The 17847-nt window shown below is 66.7% G+C and carries 14 protein-coding genes and 2 pseudogenes; 8 read left to right on the forward strand and 8 right to left on the reverse strand.

The window, feature by feature from the left end; genetic code table 11:
* A complete protein-coding gene (locus ASE50_RS12570) occupies positions 1 to 405 on the reverse strand; it encodes a hypothetical protein (RefSeq protein ID WP_056400943.1) in 405 nt (134 codons plus the stop codon).
* 109 nt (positions 406 to 514) lie between these two features.
* On the opposite strand from ASE50_RS12570, the gene ASE50_RS12575 reads away from it, so the two are divergent.
* From ASE50_RS12575 to lexA, 6 genes are all read left to right on the forward strand, one after another.
* Positions 515 to 1099, forward strand: a complete 585-nt coding sequence (locus ASE50_RS12575; RefSeq protein ID WP_056400946.1) for an anthranilate synthase component II — start codon at positions 515 to 517, stop codon at positions 1097 to 1099.
* On the forward strand, positions 1096 to 2088 hold the full coding sequence (gene trpD, locus ASE50_RS12580; protein WP_056400949.1) for an anthranilate phosphoribosyltransferase: 993 nt from the start codon (positions 1096 to 1098) through the stop codon (positions 2086 to 2088). Before ASE50_RS12575 ends, trpD begins: the two co-directional genes overlap by 4 nt.
* On the forward strand, positions 2085 to 2861 hold the full coding sequence (gene trpC, locus ASE50_RS12585; RefSeq protein ID WP_056400952.1) for an indole-3-glycerol phosphate synthase TrpC: 777 nt from the start codon (positions 2085 to 2087) through the stop codon (positions 2859 to 2861). Before trpD ends, trpC begins: the two co-directional genes overlap by 4 nt.
* Complete coding sequence (moaC, locus tag ASE50_RS12590; protein ID WP_056400954.1) at positions 2858 to 3325, forward strand: cyclic pyranopterin monophosphate synthase MoaC; 468 nt, start codon at positions 2858 to 2860, stop codon at positions 3323 to 3325. Before trpC ends, moaC begins: the two co-directional genes overlap by 4 nt.
* A 348-nt stretch (positions 3326 to 3673) precedes the next feature.
* Positions 3674 to 4852, forward strand: coding sequence for a molybdopterin molybdotransferase MoeA (locus ASE50_RS12595; protein WP_056400957.1), 1179 nt, complete (start codon positions 3674 to 3676; stop codon positions 4850 to 4852).
* 53 nt (positions 4853 to 4905) lie between these two features.
* Entirely contained in the window at positions 4906 to 5568 is a 663-nt protein-coding gene (lexA, locus tag ASE50_RS12600) for a transcriptional repressor LexA (protein ID WP_055994735.1), read from the forward strand.
* A gap of 184 nt (positions 5569 to 5752) precedes the next feature.
* On the opposite strand, the gene ASE50_RS19255 is transcribed toward lexA, so the two are convergent.
* From ASE50_RS19255 to ASE50_RS19270, 4 genes and pseudogenes are all read right to left on the reverse strand, one after another.
* Positions 5753 to 6082, reverse strand: a complete 330-nt coding sequence (locus tag ASE50_RS19255) for a hypothetical protein (RefSeq protein WP_268794938.1) — start codon at positions 6080 to 6082, stop codon at positions 5753 to 5755.
* Positions 6083 to 6128: 46 nt separating this feature from the next.
* Positions 6129 to 6242 (reverse strand): annotated as a pseudogene (locus tag ASE50_RS19755) (hypothetical protein); the annotation flags it as partial.
* Between the two features lie 72 nt (positions 6243 to 6314).
* Positions 6315 to 6961, reverse strand: a pseudogene (locus ASE50_RS19260) (hypothetical protein).
* Positions 6962 to 6992: 31 nt separating this feature from the next.
* Complete coding sequence (locus tag ASE50_RS19270) at positions 6993 to 7574, reverse strand: alpha-glucuronidase family glycosyl hydrolase (protein ID WP_200909542.1); 582 nt, start codon at positions 7572 to 7574, stop codon at positions 6993 to 6995.
* A gap of 420 nt (positions 7575 to 7994) precedes the next feature.
* On the opposite strand from ASE50_RS19270, the gene ASE50_RS12620 reads away from it, so the two are divergent.
* Entirely contained in the window at positions 7995 to 9155 is a 1161-nt protein-coding gene (locus ASE50_RS12620; protein ID WP_056400962.1) for an endo-1,4-beta-xylanase, read from the forward strand.
* 77 nt (positions 9156 to 9232) lie between these two features.
* Here ASE50_RS12620 and ASE50_RS12625 read toward each other — a convergent pair whose 3' ends face one another.
* The 3 genes from ASE50_RS12625 to ASE50_RS12635 form a co-directional block, all read right to left on the reverse strand.
* Entirely contained in the window at positions 9233 to 9787 is a 555-nt protein-coding gene (locus ASE50_RS12625; RefSeq protein ID WP_056400963.1) for a nucleotidyltransferase family protein, read from the reverse strand.
* A 354-nt stretch (positions 9788 to 10141) separates the two neighbouring features.
* Complete coding sequence (locus ASE50_RS12630; protein ID WP_056400964.1) at positions 10142 to 14368, reverse strand: translocation/assembly module TamB domain-containing protein; 4227 nt, start codon at positions 14366 to 14368, stop codon at positions 10142 to 10144.
* Positions 14368 to 16503, reverse strand: a complete 2136-nt coding sequence (locus tag ASE50_RS12635; RefSeq protein ID WP_056401402.1) for an autotransporter assembly complex protein TamA — start codon at positions 16501 to 16503, stop codon at positions 14368 to 14370. Before ASE50_RS12635 ends, ASE50_RS12630 begins: the two co-directional genes overlap by 1 nt.
* Before the next feature lie 198 nt (positions 16504 to 16701).
* Here ASE50_RS12635 and ASE50_RS12640 point away from each other — a divergent pair, with 198 nt between their 5' ends.
* Entirely contained in the window at positions 16702 to 17706 is a 1005-nt protein-coding gene (locus tag ASE50_RS12640) for a YihY/virulence factor BrkB family protein (protein WP_235512327.1), read from the forward strand.
* Positions 17707 to 17847: the final 141 nt, after the last annotated feature.

Genomic DNA, 17847 nt, shown 5'->3' on the forward strand with positions numbered 1-17847 from the left:
TCAGGGGACGCCGCTGCCCGCCGACTGCTGCTGGCGCCGCTCGGCGAACCATTGGCGCAACATCGCCTGGGTACAGCCGGTCTGGCCGCCGGTGCCGATCACCGAGCAGCTGTTGGGCCGCGTCGCCCGTGCCGCTTCCATCGCGAAATCGGCCCGCTGTGCCCAGCTCGCATCCGCCGACCGCTGCGACGGGGGATCACGGAAGCGCTTGGGGATGCGATAGCGTTCGTTTTCGTTCAGCCGGGCGCACACCACGATCTCGTCGTCGCCATCAGGCTTCGGGCATTGCTCGTCACCATAGACGGTTGCGTTGCGCACCCGTTGCGGCGGATCGGCCGGCGCGTCCTGCGCGATCGCCGGACCCGCGATTGCCAATGCCAGTCCCGCCAAAACCCAACGCGTCATCGTCGCTCTCCTCGCTCCCGGTCATAACCGCCGTCCCGGATGAGCGCAGGCTGAACGCACCACACGTTCGGGGCGTTGCACGCACGCCGCTACACGCTATGGCAGTGCCATGATCCTCGTCATCGACAATTACGACAGCTTTACCTGGAACCTCGTCCATTACCTGATGGAACTGGGTGTCGAGGTTCGCGTCGAGCGCAACGACGCGATGACCGCCGCCGACGCGCTTGCCAGCAACGCGCACGGTTTCCTGATCTCGCCCGGCCCCTGCACCCCGACCGAAGCGGGCATTTCGCTCGACCTCGTCGCGGCGTGCGCCGAAGCGCGCCGGCCCCTGCTCGGCGTCTGCCTCGGCCATCAGGCGATCGGCCAGCATTTCGGGGGCAAGGTCGTGCGCGGCGGGTTGATGCATGGCAAGACCTGTCCGGTCGAGCATGACGGCACCGGCGTGTTCGAAGGATTGCCCTCGCCCTTCACCGCCACCCGCTATCACTCGCTGATCGTTACCGAGATTCCCGACTGCCTCGCCGTCAACGCGACCGCGTCCGACGCCAGCGTCATGGGGCTGCGCCACCGCGAACTGCCGATCCACGGCGTACAGTTCCACCCCGAAAGCATCGCCACCGAACATGGTCACGCGATGCTCGCCAACTTCCTGAAACATGCCGGCCTGCCGGCAACGATGCCCGCATGACCGTCACCTCCCTGCTCCCCGATCCGTCGACACCGCTCAGCCACCAGAGCGCGGCGGAGGCGTTCGCCGCGATCCTCGACGGCACGGTCGGCGACGATGCCATCGCCACCTTCCTGACCGACCTCGCCATCCGCGGCGAAACCAGCATCGAGATCGCCGAAGCCGCCCGCGCGCTGCGCGAACGGATGATTCCGATCGCCCCCGTCGCCAACGCGATCGACGTCTGCGGCACCGGCGGCGACGGCCACCACACGCTCAACGTCTCGACCGCCGTCAGCCTCGTCGTCGCGGCGTCCGGCGTACCCGTCGCCAAGCACGGCAACCGCGCCGCGTCCAGCAAGGCCGGGGCCGCCGACACGCTCGAAGCGCTCGGGCTCGACATGACGCTGGCCGGTGCGATGGCCGAATCCAGCCTGCGCGATATCGGCATCGCCTTCCTCTTCGCCGCGAACCACCATCCGGCGATGCGTCGCATCACCCCGATCCGCCAGCGCATCGGCCGTCGCACCATCTTCAACCTGATGGGGCCGCTCGCCAATCCGGCCCGCACCACCCGCCAGCTGATCGGCATCGCCCGCCCCGACTATGCGGCGGTCTATGCCGAAGCGATGGAGCTGCTCGGTGCCGAAACCGCGCTGATCGTGTCGGGGGAGGAAGGGCTGGACGAAATTTCCGGTGCCGGTCCGACCATCGTCGTTCCCGTTGGCATGACCATGGCCGACCGCATCGTCCCCGAAGACGCCGGCCTGCCCCGCCATCCGATCAGCGCGATCCGGGGTGGCGACGCGGCGCATAACGCCGCCGCGCTGCGCGCACTGCTGAAGGGCGAGAAGAGCGCGTATCGCGACGCAGTCTTGCTGAACGCCGCCGCGGCGCTGCTTGTTGCCGACGCCGCCACCGACCTTCGCGACGGAGCCGAACGCGCCGCCGACACCATCGATAGCGGCGCGGCCGACCGCTTGCTCGACCAATGGATCGCCTACGCATGACGATGCTCGACACCATCCTCGCCACCAAACGGAGCGAGGTCGCCGCCCGCAGCGCCCGCGCCAGCATCGCCGATCTCGACGCCCGCGCCAGCGAACGCACCCCGCCACGCGGCTTCCGCGCCGCGCTCGACGCCAAACCCGGTCACGCGCTGATCGCCGAGATCAAGAAAGCCAGCCCGTCCAAGGGATTGATCCGCCCCGATTTCGATCCGCCGGCCCATGCCCGCGCCTATCAGGCCGGTGGCGCGGCCTGCCTGTCCGTGCTGACCGATATCGACTATTTTCAGGGTGCCGACGACTATCTGGTCGCCGCCCGCGCCGCCTGCGAGCTCCCGGTCCTGCGCAAGGACTTCAACGTCGATCCGTGGCAGGTGGCCGAGGCGCGCGCGCTTGGGGCCGACGCGATCCTCATCATCGTCGCCGCACTGTCCGATGCACAGATGACCGAGATCGAGGCAGCGGCGATCGAACGCGACATGGACGTGCTGGTCGAGGTCCACGACCGCGCCGAACTGGAGCGGGCACTCGCCCTCCGATCGCGTCTGATCGGGGTAAATAACCGTAATCTCAAAGACTTCTCGGTAAGTTTTGATCGAACCTATGAACTGGTCGATCACGCCCCGGCGGGCTGCACCTTCGTTGCTGAGAGCGGACTCAGCACGCGCGCCGATCTCGACGCGATGGCCGAACACGGTGTCCGCTGCTTCCTGATCGGCGAGGCGCTGATGCGCCATCACGATGTCGAGGCGGCGACCCGCGCGATGATCGGATGAGCCTCACCCATCTGGACGCCGATGGCAGCGCGCACATGGTCGATGTCGGCGGCAAGGCAGTGACGCAGCGCGTCGCCATCGCCACCGGTCGCATCACCATGTCACCCGAAGCACTGGTCGCAATCCGCGACGGGCTGGTCAAGAAGGGCGACGTCCTCGCCGTAGCCCGTGTCGCCGGCATCATGGCCGCCAAGCGCACCAGCGACCTGATTCCGCTCTGTCACCCCCTGCCGTTGACCAGAGCGTCGATCGAATTCGCGTTCGAGCAAACCGCGATTCGCGTGCACGCAACCGCCGCGACCGATGGCAAGACCGGCGTGGAAATGGAAGCATTGACAGCAGCTTCCACCGCATTGCTAACCATCTATGACATGGCGAAGGCAATCGACAAGACGATGGTAATCGAGGGGATCTGCGTGCTGGAAAAGCAGGGTGGCAAGTCCGGAGACTGGGAGCGGGGGTGATCGGGACCGGGCGCGATATCCCGCCTGCGCTTGCCCTGCGTTGAAGTACCACCCTTCCGCCACCAAACGTCGCTCCGGACTTGACGGAGATCTGTACGAAAGTACCGATCCCTCGCCTCTGCCGTACCCCCGCGTAGGCGGGGGTCCAGGGTTCCAAGCGTAAGCCGTTGTTCTGTCTGGCGCTGGCCCCCGCCTGCGCGGGGGTACGGAAGGGCAGGAATAAGTACGTTCGCAAAAGCCCCGACTTGATCCCGGCTCCCGCCACCTTCTCGCCGCTCGACAAAAGCGAAACTCCGGATCAAGTCCGGAGCAACGAAACTCCCCTCCTAACGATATGAAGGCCGACCCATGCGCCTCCTCCCCGTCGCCGAAGCCCAAGGCCGCGTCCTCGCGCTCGGTCGCGCCACCGCCGCCGAAACCCTCCCCATCGCCGACACCATCGGCCGGTTCGCCGCGACCGATATCATCGCGCGCCGGACTCAGCCGGCGCGCCCGCTATCGGCGATGGACGGCTATGCGATCCGCTTCGACGATCTGCCCGGCCCGTGGGACGTCATCGGCGAAAGCGCCGCCGGGGCTTCCTTCGCCGGCAGCGTCGCTGAAGGTCAGGCAACCCGTATCTTCACCGGCGCGGCGATGCCGACCGGCACCGATTGCGTGCTGGTGCAGGAGGAAGCGACGCGCGACGGCGACCGCCTGCACCTGTCGGGCGAAGGGCCGGTCCGGGGCGGCAATGTCCGTCGCGCCGGCCTCGATTTTCGCGAAGGCGAGCTGCTGATCGCGGCGGGCGAGCGCATTACCCCCGCCCGCGCCGCACTGGCCGCAGTCGCCGGGCACGGCACGCTGTCGGTCGGTCGGCGCGTCCGCGTTGCCATCGCCGCCACGGGGGACGAGCTGGTCCCCGCGGGACAGCCGCTCGGCGACGACCAGTTGCCCGAAACCAACGGGCTGATGCTGGCGGGGCTGCTCGCCGACCTGCCGGTCGAGCGCATCGATCTCGGCATCCTGCCCGACCGGATGGAGGCGCTGGTCGATGCTTTTGCCGGCGTGGAATGCGACCTGCTCGTCACCACCGGCGGCGCGTCGGTAGGCGATCATGATCTGGTCCGGCCAGCACTGGCGACGGCGGGCGGGACGCTCGATTTCTGGCGGATCGCGCTGCGGCCCGGCAAACCGATGCTGGCGGGATCGCTCCGCGACGCGGCGGTGCTGGGGCTTCCCGGCAATCCGGTGTCGTCCTACATCACCGCGCTGTTGTTCGTCCGTCCGCTGGTTGCGCGGCTGGCCGGTGCTGCTGATCCCCTGCCCCGCACGTCGCGTGCCACGCTGGCCCATCCGCTGCCCGCCAACGGCCCACGGCAGGATTACCTACGGGCGACGCAGATCGACGGGCAGGCATCGACCGCCGCCATTCAGGACAGTTCGATGTTGCGGACGCTCGCCCGCTCCGACTGCCTGATCGTGCGCCCGCCGCACGCGCCGGCGGCGGATGCAGGCGACTCGGCGGAAATCCTGCAACTCGCTTGACGGCAAGAAAATCGTTTCCTATTGGTTCCACGTCTGTTCCGACGGAGAACCCCATGTTGACGCGTAAGCAGCACGAGCTGATCTGCTTCATCGATGACCGGTTGCGCGCGACCGGCGTCTCCCCTTCGTTCGAGGAGATGAAGGAGGCGCTCGATCTCAAGTCGAAATCGGGCGTGCATCGCCTGATCTCGGCGCTGGAGGAACGCGAGTTCATCCGTCGCCTGCCCAACCGCGCCCGCGCACTCGAAGTGCTGCGGATGCCCGAGCGTCCCGTGGCGAAGAAGGTGGCGGCCAAGCCTGCCGCTGCGCCCCGGCCCGCGCCACAGCCTGCCAACGACGTCGTCGAATTGCCGCTCCACGGTCGCATCGCCGCCGGTGTCCCGATCGAGGCGATCGAGGGTCAGGCGACGTTGCCCGTTCCCGCTGCACTGCTCGGGGCCGGCGATCACTATGCGCTCGAGGTCGCCGGTGATTCGATGGTCGAGGCGGGTATTCTCGACGGCGACTATGCGCTGGTCCGCCGCACCGAAACCGCGCGCGACGGCGAAATCGTCGTGGCGCTGATCGAGGATAGCGAGGCGACGCTCAAATATTTCCGTCGCGAAGGGGGCATGATCCGTCTCGACCCGGCCAATCGCAGCTACGACCCGCAGCGCTATCGCCCCGAACAGGTGCGCGTACAGGGCAAGCTCGCTGGCCTGCTACGCCGCTATTGAGGCCCGCTTCCCTCTCCCGGCGGGAGAGGGGAGGAGCGGCGAAAGCGCGAAAGGGTGAGAGCGAACCTTCCTTGGAGTGTGCCATCTGAGAACCGTTCGCAACAGCTTGTGAAACCCGTGCGAGTGTGACTTTCGTGACCTTTGGCGCCCCGCCCACCGCCGATCGCGGGGCGGAGCATCGTCGTTACTTGCCGTTCCCCGGTGCCAAAGGCATCCTTAAGGCGTCCGTATCGCCTTGTAATAGCTTAGCGGATGCAGCGGCGACGTCACCCCGTCCGGGAGCGGATGACCCGACACCCCGGCGAAATAGGCGACCGTTCCGGTCCGCCTCGTGGAAATAGACGGGGTTCCAGTCCGCCGCCGCCAGATCGTCGACCCATGGCCCCGGCCCATAATGATGCCCGGTCGCGAACAGGTGGTTCAGCCCCAGCGGCATCATATAATCCACGACCGCCTCGTGCGACCGCATCATCATCGGGACGATCGGCTCCGCTGCGGCGGCACCCCAAGTCATCGCCACAGTCGCGGGCGATCTCACGCGCGTCGCCATGGGGGTTCCACGCCAGTCGCCCGAACGCATACCAGTTCGTCTGATCGAACTGCGATCCCGACCAGTTGCGATCGGTGCCGATATTGGACACGTCCGCGATTTCCGTCAGCGCCCACGGCCGCACCGGCCGGTCACGGACATCGGCGACTGTTACGCCCTTGCGCGGACGATAGGTGTCGCTGCGCAGGATCTCCTGCTACATCGTGCCGAGGTAGACGAGGTGCGGGGCGGACCCCCTATATTCCTTGGCGATATGCACCTCCATCCTCGGCGGCGTACGCGGCATCGCCCCGAACAGCGGATCGAATGGCTCGCGCGGCTGAAAATCGATCGGCCCGTTCTTGACCTGCACGATCACGTTGTCCGCGAATGTGCCGTCCAGCGGCGCGAACTCCCTATGGGCCTGCTGCGCCCGGTCCTTGGGCTTTTCGCGGGCATAGACGAACGCCCGCCACATCACGATCCCGCCATCGGCATGGCTGCGCTGGTAATCGCCCGGCCCCGGCTGCCCCTCGGAATTGGCCTTTATCAGGAACCCGCCGAAATCGGGAATGCGGGTATGGATTTCGTCGGCCTTCGCCGTCCACCACACCGCGACCTGCGGGTCAAGCGGGTCGGCTGTCTTCAGCCCCCCGATCTCGATCGGTGCCGAAAACCGTGCGAGACATAGACCCGGATGCCCCATGGGCAAAAAACGCCAGCCAGCGTTGCGATCTCGCCGGGAAATTCGGGCTTCAGGATATCGGCACTGACGTTGACGTTGTTCAGGACCGTCTCGTTAATCCCGATCGACGTGTTGGCGCGCGCGAAATCGGCGCAGTGCGGGTCCGCGAAACCGGGCAATTTCTGTCAGCTCCACAGCGACCGCCCGGCATTAGCGACGCTCGACAGTATCCCAATGGTTGAGCAATCGCAGGCCGAGCTTCGGCCGATCGGTCACCGAAACATCGGTCAGGCTGCCGGTCATCTGCGCGATCCGCAGCAACCGGGACGCGCCATACAGCACACCGATCGAACGGTTCGCCGCGACTACCGTCGTCCGTTTGCCTTTGATCGCCACCGACCGCAGCACGAACCCTTCGCGACCGAGCGACTGCAACGGCAACCCCAGCCCAGCGATCCGCGCGGACTTGGCCGTTCCAATCACGATCGCGCCATCGGTGACATTCCCGTCGGCAACCGCGCGCCCAGTCAGTCCCGACAGCCCGCGCGCCAGTTTCGCGGCGGCAAGGTCGAACGTCGGGTCGCGTTCATCGCGCACGATCCCCGTCGGCTGCATCGCAACGGTTCCCGTTTGCACGGTCGGCAAGGGCCGGTACCGCAGCCACAGATCATAGCCATCTTTGGCCCGCGCCGGTGCGGCAATAGCGCACCGGCAAGCGCGATCCACGCCGACCATTTCAGCATCGGGCATCCTCAATGCTTCCTGTCCGACCGACGGCGTTGACACCGGCATATCATACCGATCATGGTAGCGTTATCACGCCGCCAGAGCGTGGGACCGGAGAGTGCATGTTCCTGAATCCGCCCGATCGAGGGAAGTCCGACCGCGTCGTCCGCCACCGGTTTGTCCCGCTGGCCCGGTGGATGCAGGCCCTAGCACAAGGCGGTGACGTTCTGCGCCGTGTCGATCGGCTGCGCGGTCGAGATACGCAGCATGGGAATCGCGGTCGGACCGATCCGGCCGCGACGGGCCGTACATCGGAACGTTTCCCTCAATCTACCTACCTTGCCGGGCGACCCGTGCCCGCGCTGGATGGCCAGAACGGTCGGCCATTACCGACCTTCGGCGTCGCAGCCTGCGCCTGTTGCCGGCAGCCGCCGTTCTTCACCCGATCCTGACCAACTACCCCCCTATCGATGGAAAGGCCGTCGCATGACCATGATCGATCGTCGCAGCATCTTGGCGGGCAGCGCTGCGCTCCTCGCCGCGACTACCGTCCGCGCCGCCGATGCGCCCGGCGACACCCTGAAGGGAGCCGCTGCAAGCAAGGACCGCCGTTTCGGGTCGGCCTTCGCGTGGAGCCCGGCCGGGGCCGATGCGGGATCGTTCGCCAACCCGGCCTATGCCGCGTTGCTCAAGCGCGACTGTGACGTGCTGGTACCGGAAAACCAGATGAAGTGGCAGGCAATCCGCCCCGCCGCCGACCGGTTCGATTTCAGCCGGTTCGATCCGATGGTCGAATGGGCGACGACGAACGGCTTCGCGCTGCGCGGCCATACGCTGTTCTGGGCCTATTCGCGCTGGTTCCCCACTTGGCTGAACACCCACGACTTCGGCCAGCGCCCGGCGATCGAAGCTGCGCGCATTCTCGACCAGCATATCGACACCGTGACCAAGCGCTATGGCCGCAAGATCGACAGCTATGACGTGGTCAACGAAGCGGTCGATCCCGATACGGGGACCTTGCGCGAGACGTCGCTGTCGCGGGCGATGGGCGGCACGGCGAACGTGCTTGACCATGCATTCCGCACCGCCCGCGCCGCCGCGCCGCATGCCGAACTGGTCTATAACGACTATATGAGCTGGGAGGACGGCAACGCCAAACACCGCGCCGGCGTGCTGGCGCTGTTGGCCGAATTTCGCCGTCGCGGCACGCCGGTCGATGCGCTGGGCGTGCAATCGCATATCGGGCTGTTCCAGCCGACGACCGACGCCGGCGCGGTCGCCAAGCGGCTCGAACCCGAATGGCGGGCATTTCTCGACCGGGTCACCGCGATGGGATATCGGCTGGTCATCACCGAGTTCGACGTCCGCGACAAGGGATTACCGGCGGCGATCGGCCCGCGTGACCGGGGGGTCGCCGACTTTGCCCGCGCCTATCTAGACATCATGCTATCCTATCCGCAACTTGGCGATGTCCTCGCCTGGGGATTGAGCGACCGGTACAGCTGGTTGCGGGGATTCGAGCCGCGTCCCGACGGCGAAGTCACGCGGGGCTGTCCCTATAATATGGACCTGAAGGCCAAGCCGTTGCGGTCGGCGATGATGGCGGCGCTGGCTGGTGGCATGCGGCAAGCTCGCCGGGCAGCGTAGGGTCGGGAGGCTGACACACGCATTGTCGGTTGGTTGCAAGCTCGCCGTCCAACATGCCTGCGTCGCTACCGGTCCTCTCAGAGTTGTTGGCGTAGCCGGGGCCAATTCTCGATCCAACGCTTCGATGCGATCCGTCCGTCGTACACAGCGCGTTTTTCATCGAGAAAGCGCGAGGTCGGTCGAAGGATCAGGTGCATCAAGTCGTCCAGGCCCAACGGGGCCGCTACGTCACAACCCACTTCGCCCCGGCGGCGAACGGCGATGGCGGTCGCCGTTTCCGGCCAATGGCGCATCGCATCGGTCGCGGAACGATACGGTCTATCGCCGTTGCGAAGGTGCATCCTCGCCTGGTTCTTCACCGACCATGCGATGCCCGGTACCGCCGCTTGCAACACTGCTTCATAGCGTCGATCCTGAACCGGATCGGTGACCGCCGGATCGTACCAGATGACGTCGACATCGCCCGTTGAAGCGGACGGTGCACGACCATGAAGATGGTCCCATACTGCGTTCCGGACGAAACCCGCCGCAATCCAGCCGTCTCGCAAGTTAAGCGTGCGCACCACCCCCAGCAGATGCCATCGAAGCGGATCCGCCCGCAGAAGGGCAACGACCTGTGAGTGCGCGTCCATCTCCCGACGCTATCATCATCGAACGCTACTTGGGATGCCCGGCGGTACGGTCATGCCAAGGGTGCCTGATCGACAGGACGCCGCCCATTACCGTAAGGAAACCGCGACCAGGGCCGATCGAGCTTCAACGATAACCACGAAATTTCGTCCTTCCCGCGCAGGCGGGAATCCCCGGACGCCGACGGTTTGGCTGGATTCGCGACGCGGACGTATCGGGACTCCCGCCTGCGCGGGAGTTACGAACGGTATCGAACGCGATTCCTGCGCCCAGCGAACGCAATGTCGATCCCGACTGGCAAGCCGAACGCGCCTGAACCGGTCATGTGGATCGGGGTGCATCGACACCCCGATCCGTCAATAATCCCGGCTGTACCGCACCGACGCATTCGATCCGCCGAACGATCCGGTCTGCGACAACACGCTCAGGGTGCGGGTCAGCGCGATCTGGATCTGCGTGGCGGTGAAGCCGCGGGCGTCGGTGATGATCTCGATATATATGTCGTCGGTCAAATATTTGCCCGCCGCGAGCGAGGTGCCACGGCCGGTCGCCTCGTCGCCGCCCAGCACGCGTAGCCGGTCGAACCCGGTCGCCGAACGTAGCTTGCCGAGCGGATTGAGCCCGCCCCCGCCCGATCCGCGCAACGAGTTGAGCGCAGCGGCCAGCTGGATCGCCTCGGTCGCCGACAGGTTCGTGACCGAGCTGCCGAACAACAGCCGCGACAACACTTCGTCCTGTGCGAGTGCCGGGGTCGAGTTGAACGCGATCTGCGGTGCCTGCGCGGTGCCGGTGACGTTGATCGTTGCGGTGACTCCCTCCGCAGTGGTCGTCGCGGCAATGTCGATCACCGGGTTGGTATAGTTCTCGCCTTCGAAGCGGATGATACCACGCTCGACCTCGAACCGCTTGCCGGCAAAGGAATAGGTGCCGCGAACCAGCTGCAACTGGCCGTTGATCGTCGGCGCGGCGGAGGTGCCGCCGATGCGCAGATCGGCCTCCCATTCCGATTCCAGCCCCATGCCCGACACGTAGAGCCGGTTGTCGGCACGGACGCGCAGCGCGAGGCGGAACAGCCCGGCCGATGCCGCCTGCTGCTGCGGTCGCGTGGCGGCCGGGCGATTGGCATCGCTCTTGCGCCGGACACCCGTCAGCTCGGGGACTTCGGCCGCGCCCTGCCGGATGATCTGATAGCGCGCCTCCGGGATGACGAGGTCGCCCGAGATCAGCCCGCCATCGGCACCGTTCTGGATACGGATATCACCGGTCGCCGACGCACCCAGCGCATCGCTCCGCGCGAGTTGCGCGTCGCGCAGCTGGGCACGGATGTCGATCGGGAAGCCGCTATTCGCTGCCAGCCCGACCGATCCCTGCGCCGCGATCGTGCCGTCGCCGGCCTTCGCCCGCAACTGGGTCAGTTCGAAGCGATCGTTGGTGAAGCGGCCGTTGATGCCGAGATTGGTCAGCCGGGTGCCGAGCGTCTCGTTCTCATAGGTCAGGTTGTTGGCGCGGACCACGCCGTTCAACTGCGGTGCCTGTACCCGACCGCCGAAATCGGCGGCGATCCCGATCGGCCCGCTCAACTGCTGGTCGCCGAGGCCGGCGAAGGAGAACAGCACACCCGCCGGCCCGTTATAGCGGATGCCGCCCGACAGCGGTGCCGCCAGCATCCGCGTGACCCATGACCCGCTGCCCGGCGGCAGCGGCCGCAGGTTCGCGACCATCCGCCCGACCGTCGTCGTACCGCGCCGGATCAGCGCACGCCCGCTGCCGCCCTCGGGACGCAGGTCCCCGGCGAACACGATGTCGACCGGTTCGGAAACCGAAGCGAGGCTGGTCCGCTGGAAATTGCGGATGGTGAGGCGGGCATCGGCGCGCGGGAAGCTCTGACCCGCCGCCTGCGCGAAATCGAGGCTGCCGGTCGCGGTGCCGCCGATGCCGGTTCCGGGCATGAAGGCGTTGATGATGCTCAGGTCGAGCCGGTCGAGCCGCGTCTGGATCGACATGCCGTTGCCATAGACGCCGGCGGCGCGGATCGATCCCTGTGCGAAATCGATCCGCGTCGGATACAGGCGATAGCCGCCCGGTGCCGACACGATCCGCGCCGGATTGACCGTCCTGAACGGGATCGCATTGGCGACGCCCTGCAACGCGACCAGATAGTCGTTCGGACGCAGCCGGGCATTGGCGGCGACGCGGAACGGCACGCCCGACGATCCTTGCGCGAACAGCTGCGCCGTACCGTTGCCGCCACGATAGTTGATCTTCGCGCGGCTGCGTTCGAGCAGGAAGTCGCCCATCGACAGGTTCGCGACCTGCGCATCGGCGACGATCTCCGGCTGGTCGTACAGCACGGCCGTCGCAGTGACGATCGCACGGCCGATGCGGATGCCCATGTTGCCGGGGATAGCGGCGTTCGACGCCTGCGCGTTCACGTCGGCGCGCTGGTAACGGCCCTGTGCCGACAGGCGGGCAACGCCGGCGATGCCCGATCCGGCGAAGTTGATGCGGCCGGCGAACGGCCCGGCATCGGTGGCTTCGACCCGACCATCGATGTTCACGCCGGCAAAGGTCGCGGAGCGAATGTCGGCGACGAGGCGCGGCGCGGTCGACACCAGCACATCGGAGCGGAACGGACCGTAATTGGTGCCACCGGTGGCCTGGATCGCATACCGGTCGCCCTGTCCGCGCACCCGCGCTTCGAGGTTGACGAGGCCGACGCCGACGCCCGGTCGTGCCGCGCGCAACAGCACTTGCGGGGCGGCGACCGATCCGGTCACCCGCGCCGACAATGGCCCATATTGCGTCGAATAGGCATCGGCCATGACCAGCAGCGGTCCGGCCGGATCATAGCGACCCGAACCGTTGGTGATGCGGAACTGCGGCGCGTTCATCCGCAGGTTGGAGAAGGTGACGATCCCGTCCGGCGCAACGCCGACATCGACGCGGGTGGTCGAGAGGTTGCCGCCGAGGAAGTTGCGGACGCCTTCGTTGAACAGCCGTGTGGTCTGGGCAACGACGCGCCCCTTGATGCCGAAGCCGCCGCCCGGCGCGGTGTAGAGGCTGGCGTCGGTCGACAGGTTGAGGATGCCGATGCTGGCAACCTCGTAATCGTTGATCCGCCCCTTGATCGCGCCGGTATAGCGGCCGGTGGTCAGGTTGGCGGCGACGATCGCGGTCGCGTCGATCCGGTCGGAACGGATGCGCAGATTGTCCGACAGCACCTGGTCGCCGGCGATGGCGAGGTCGCCGTTGATCGCGACGTTGGTGACCAGCCCGCCGACGGCTGCGTTCAGCCCGGTGATGCGACGTGCCTTTGCCGAGATCGGGATCAGGATCCGGTCGGCATCGACGGTGGCGCGCCCTTCGGCATAGAGTTGTTCGACCACTGTCTCGCCAAAGCCGAGCGCCGCTGCCTGTACCTTATAGTCGACGGTCGGCGTACCGAAGCCGCCATCGAGGACCACCGCCGCGCGGACCGAGCGACCGTTGAGGTTCGGCAGGATCGCGCCGGGGGTCAGCAGCGTCGCTTCGGTCCGGAAATTGCCGAACCGGCTGTTGCCGAGGTCGAGCAGACCGGCGGCGTTGACCGCCAGCGCGCTCGATCGAAGCTGGATCCGGGTATCCGCCTTGCGATCGGCAAGCGCGGCGTCGATCGCGACGTCGAGGCGCGGCGCGGTCAGCCGTTCGACCGGCCCTTGCAGGATCAGGCCCGGACGGGTCGAGCCGCGCACGGTGAAGCGGCCATCGCGCCCGGTCACGGCCAGATCGGCAAGCTGCTGCCCGCCGAGCGTGCCGGCCAGCCGGCCGCGCCAGTCGTTCCAGTCGCCATTGCCGGCGATCGTAGCGACGACCGGCGCCTTCAGCCCGGCCATCGCGGCGATCATGCCATTTGCCGGCCCGACGATGCGGGCATCGATATCGAACCGGTTATCGTCGGGCACCGCGTCGAGTTTCAGTGCGACCCGGTCGCCGCCGGCGACACCCGGCGCGGCGATGGTCGCAGCGTTGGCGGTCACCTGCGCACGGCGATCGGCGATATGCACGGCACCGTCGAGACGGGCGATATGGCGCTGGCCGGTCACGGCCGGCCCGACCTCGATCCGGTCGACGCGCAGGCGGTTCACGTCGATATCGTAATCGGGCAGCAGCGGCGCGTTGGGATCGCCGGGCGGCGTGTCCTTGAGCACCGGATTGCGGGCATAGCGGACCAGCGGGCTGGTCAGGCTGCGGATATCGACATGGCTGTTGGTGAAGGCGAAGGGCCGCCAGTCGAGCGCGATCGCGGGCGAATAGGCGAAGACGCCGCGCGTATCGCTCAGCCGCAGGTCGCGGATCGTCATCGCGCCGTACAGCGAACCGTCGATCCGCCCGACATTGACCTTCAGCCCCGACGCGGTGGTGTAGCCGTCGAGCTTGCTGACAAGGAAGCCGCGGCCTGGCCCGGTGTTCAGCGCGAACACCAGCACCACGACGAGCAGCAACAGGCCGACGATCGCGATGCCGATCCATTTCAGGATGCGGACCCAGAGCGGGCGGTCGCGAACCACGACGGTGTCGGTGGCGGGCAGTTCGGCGTCAGTCATCAGAAGGCCTGCCCGATCGAGATATAGAGGGCGATTTTCGATTCACCCGGCCGCCGGGCGATCGGCGTGGCGACATCGACGCGGAGCGGCCCAAAATTGGTGTAGAACCGGCCACCGATACCGGCACCGAAGCGAAGGTCCGAACCCTTGGGCAGGCTCGATTCATAGACCTGACCGGCGTCGAGGAACGGCACGATCCCGAAATTGCCGAAGCGATAGCGCGCCTCGATCGCGAATTCGTTCAGGCTGCGGCCGCCGATCGGACGGTTCAGATTGTTGCCGTCCTCATCGACCTCGGGCGTGCGGGGCCCCAGTTCCTGAAAGCCGAAGCCGCGCACCGATCCGCCGCCACCGGCGTAATAACGCCGCGACGGAGCGAGGTCGTCGCGGGCGATGCCCTGGATCGACCCGGCGCGGGCGCGGCCGGCGATGACGATACTCTCGCCGATCGGATAATAGCCGGTACCCTCGACCATGAACCGGCCATAGGGGCGTACCGCGCCCTGCACCGATGCTTCGGGGCTGACGTTCAGCTTCACGCGGAAGCCCTTCGTGGGATTGAGCAGATTGTCCGACGTGTCGAACCCGGCGAACAGTGGAAGCGCGGCGATGCCATAGGTCTTGCGGCGACGGCCGCCGACGTCGAAGTCGTAGGTGTCTTCGTTGGTGCCGATCAGTTCGGCGCCATAGGCATAGGTGAACCGCTTCTGCCAAATCGGCGTCGAGTCATAGGACCAGCGGATACCGAGCGTACCAGTGAACGCCTCGAACGCGTCGTAATTGTTGCGGCTGACATTGGCGAGGATCTGGAAGGTCCGGTCGCGGCGACCGGCGTTGGACCGGCGGAAGGTGACACCCGCCCCCTGTTCCTGCGTACCCGCCACGCCGCGCACGATCAGCGCCCCTTCGGGTGGGAACAGGTTGCGGTGGGTCCATGATCCTTCGAGGCGAATGCCCTGTCCGGTGCCGTAACCGCCCTCCCCGGCCAGCGTCCGTGCCGGGCCGGCATCCTGCCGCACCAGCAGGTTCACCAGTTCGGTGCCATCCGGCGCAAGCTGCCCCGTCCGCTGCGGTTCGACCGATACGCTGGAGAACAGGCCGGTCGACACCAATGCCGCGCGCAGGTCGTCGACCTTGCGGTTGTCGTAGAGTTCGCCCTGTTTGAACCGGGCGAGGACGCCGACATGATCGGCATCGAACGCGAGCTTGCCGGTGGTGGAATAGGTGCCGAACGACGAGCGCGGCCCGGTCGTCACCGGCAGGGTGTACGCGCCGGTATAGGCGGTGTCGTCGAGCAGGATGTCGCGCTGCCCGACCTCCACGAACGGGTAACCTTGTTGCGGAAGTTTCAGGCTGACATTCGCTTCGGCCGCCTGAATGCGTTCGGCATCGACCGGATCGCCGACCTTCAGCGGCAATTCGCGCTGGACGAGGTTCGGCGGAACGGTCGGCTGGGTATCGATGCGGATCGACCCGAGCGTGAACTGTTTGCCCGGAATGGCCGTGACGATGGCACGGATACGTTCGCCCGGCGGGTTTTCGATCGCCGAGGTCGCGGTGCCGTCATAATAGCCTTTCGCCCGCATGATCCGGATCGCGAGCTGTTCGTCCTCGCGGGCGCGGGCCTGCACCATCGTGGCGTTGGCGGCCTTGCCCTTGCCTTCCTGCAACGACGACAGCGCCTTGAACTGCGCAGCGCCGTCGATCTCGTCGAGGCCGCGAACGACGGTATCGTACCGGATTTCGACGGCGCGCTTGTCATCGGTGCCGGCGACCTCGACCGGGGTCACGTCGAACGACGACAGCGGCGGCAGCGGCTGGGCCAGTTCGGGGGCCTCTGGCAGGACGGCGTCGGGCAGCGTTTCGGCCGGAACTGCCGCTTCGGTCGCGGGTGCGGTTGGCGGTGCGGGTCGGGCCGGTGCGGTGGTTTGCGGCGTGGGTGAGGCCGGAGCGTCGAACCCGGACATGGGTTCGAGTGGCGCGTTGATGTCCCCCGAAAGGCTTGGCAGTGCCGCGTCGAATTCGGGGTCCGGAACGATCGCCCCCTCGGCAGGCGGGTTCTGTGGTGACGATGGTACAGCGACCGTCGACGGCGAGGTCGGCGTCGTCTGGGCCAATGCACCCGGAGCCGTCATCGTCCCCGCCAGCAAGATACAGATCGTCCGCGCGCGAAAATCCCCCAACGTTACGTCCCCGTCCCCTTGCCCCGGACGTTGCAGTGCACAACCCCCGGCAGATCGAGAAACGTCGAACCAATGATTTGGTTCATATGGTAAAAATTTTGCATCCCAACAAAGCGGGACGCGTTGGTAACCGGAGGCAAGGGGAACAGCGTGACCGACACCGCGACGCAGATCGATCCGACGAAGATTCCGGGGAGCCAGTCGGCCCACCCCTGGGCGCATCCATGGTCGGCATGGCGCGCGATCCTGATCCGCGTCTACACGATGGTCGGCTATCACAATCTGACGCTGATGGCGGCGGGCGTCGCCTTCTACGCCTTTCTGTCGTTCGTACCGCTGCTCGGCGCGATCGTGATGACCTACGGCCTGGTCGCCGATCCATCGACCGTGTCGCGGCACATGGAGACGATCTTCGAACTGGTGCCGGCCGACGCCGCGCGCCTGATTTCCGATCAGTTGATCGCGGTGGTGACGACGGCGTCGTCGCAGGCCGGGTTCGGTCTCGCCATCGCCCTGCTGCTCTCCATCTATGGCGCAATGCGCGCGGCAAGCGCGATCATCCAGGCGCTGAACGTGATTTATGAGGAGGAGGACGAACGCAACATCATCACGACGACACTGCTGTCGGCGATGATTACCGTCGCGGCGATCTTCGCGGCAGTGGTTGGCATCGTTTCGGCCGGCGTGCTGACATGGATCCGCACCCAGACCGAGTTTCTGGGGACGGCCGGCGCGGTCGTGATCCAGGGCGCGACCTGGATCGTGGCGGGCAGCATCGCCAGCGCGGCCATCGCCTTCGCCTATCGCTATGGCCCCGATCGGGCGCGCGCGCGCTGGCGCTGGCTGTCGGTCGGGTCGGTCGCGGCGACCATATTGTGGCTGCTGGCGACGGTGCTGTTCGGTCTCTATGCGGCGAACTTCGCCAATTACAACGCGACCTATGGCGCGCTGGGCGCGGTCGTCGTGCTGCTCATGTGGCTGTTCGTATCGAGCTTCGCGATCCTGATCGGGGCGGAGATCAATGCCGAGGCCGAACGGCAGACCGCGATCGATTCCACCGTCGGCCATCCCCGGCCGATGGGCCGGCGCGGCGCACGGCTGGCCGATACGCTGCCGACCGCGCACCAGGCCAAGCCACGGCGCGAACGTTACTAAGGGTCCGATTGGAAGCTGGCGAAAAAGCAAGTTTCGAAGCGGTGCCGGCCCACTCCACACCCATTCCGGATACGCCGTGGGTGGCCGGGTGGGGGAGCGGGCCGGCACTGTAGAACGTGCAAAGGCGCGTTTTCAAACGGC

This window comes from Sphingomonas sp. Leaf5, from assembly GCF_001421155.1.
Lineage (GTDB): Bacteria > Pseudomonadota > Alphaproteobacteria > Sphingomonadales > Sphingomonadaceae > Sphingomonas.

Coding starts and splice junctions, on each gene's coding strand:
- ASE50_RS12595 (WP_056400957.1), top strand. CDS start 3,674: ATGCGCCTCCTCCCCGTCGCCGAAGCCCAAGGCCGCGTCCTCGCGCTC.
- trpD (WP_056400949.1), top strand. CDS start 1,096: ATGACCGTCACCTCCCTGCTCCCCGATCCGTCGACACCGCTCAGCCAC.
- ASE50_RS12620 (WP_056400962.1), top strand. CDS start 7,995: ATGACCATGATCGATCGTCGCAGCATCTTGGCGGGCAGCGCTGCGCTC.
- ASE50_RS12630 (WP_056400964.1), bottom strand. CDS start 14,368: ATGACTGACGCCGAACTGCCCGCCACCGACACCGTCGTGGTTCGCGAC.
- trpC (WP_056400952.1), top strand. CDS start 2,085: ATGACGATGCTCGACACCATCCTCGCCACCAAACGGAGCGAGGTCGCC.
- ASE50_RS19270 (WP_200909542.1), bottom strand. CDS start 7,574: ATGCCGGTGTCAACGCCGTCGGTCGGACAGGAAGCATTGAGGATGCCC.
- ASE50_RS12575 (WP_056400946.1), top strand. CDS start 515: ATGATCCTCGTCATCGACAATTACGACAGCTTTACCTGGAACCTCGTC.
- ASE50_RS19255 (WP_268794938.1), bottom strand. CDS start 6,082: ATGACTTGGGGTGCCGCCGCAGCGGAGCCGATCGTCCCGATGATGATG.
- lexA (WP_055994735.1), top strand. CDS start 4,906: ATGTTGACGCGTAAGCAGCACGAGCTGATCTGCTTCATCGATGACCGG.
- ASE50_RS12570 (WP_056400943.1), bottom strand. CDS start 405: ATGACGCGTTGGGTTTTGGCGGGACTGGCATTGGCAATCGCGGGTCCG.
- moaC (WP_056400954.1), top strand. CDS start 2,858: ATGAGCCTCACCCATCTGGACGCCGATGGCAGCGCGCACATGGTCGAT.
- ASE50_RS12635 (WP_056401402.1), bottom strand. CDS start 16,503: ATGACGGCTCCGGGTGCATTGGCCCAGACGACGCCGACCTCGCCGTCG.
- ASE50_RS12625 (WP_056400963.1), bottom strand. CDS start 9,787: ATGGACGCGCACTCACAGGTCGTTGCCCTTCTGCGGGCGGATCCGCTT.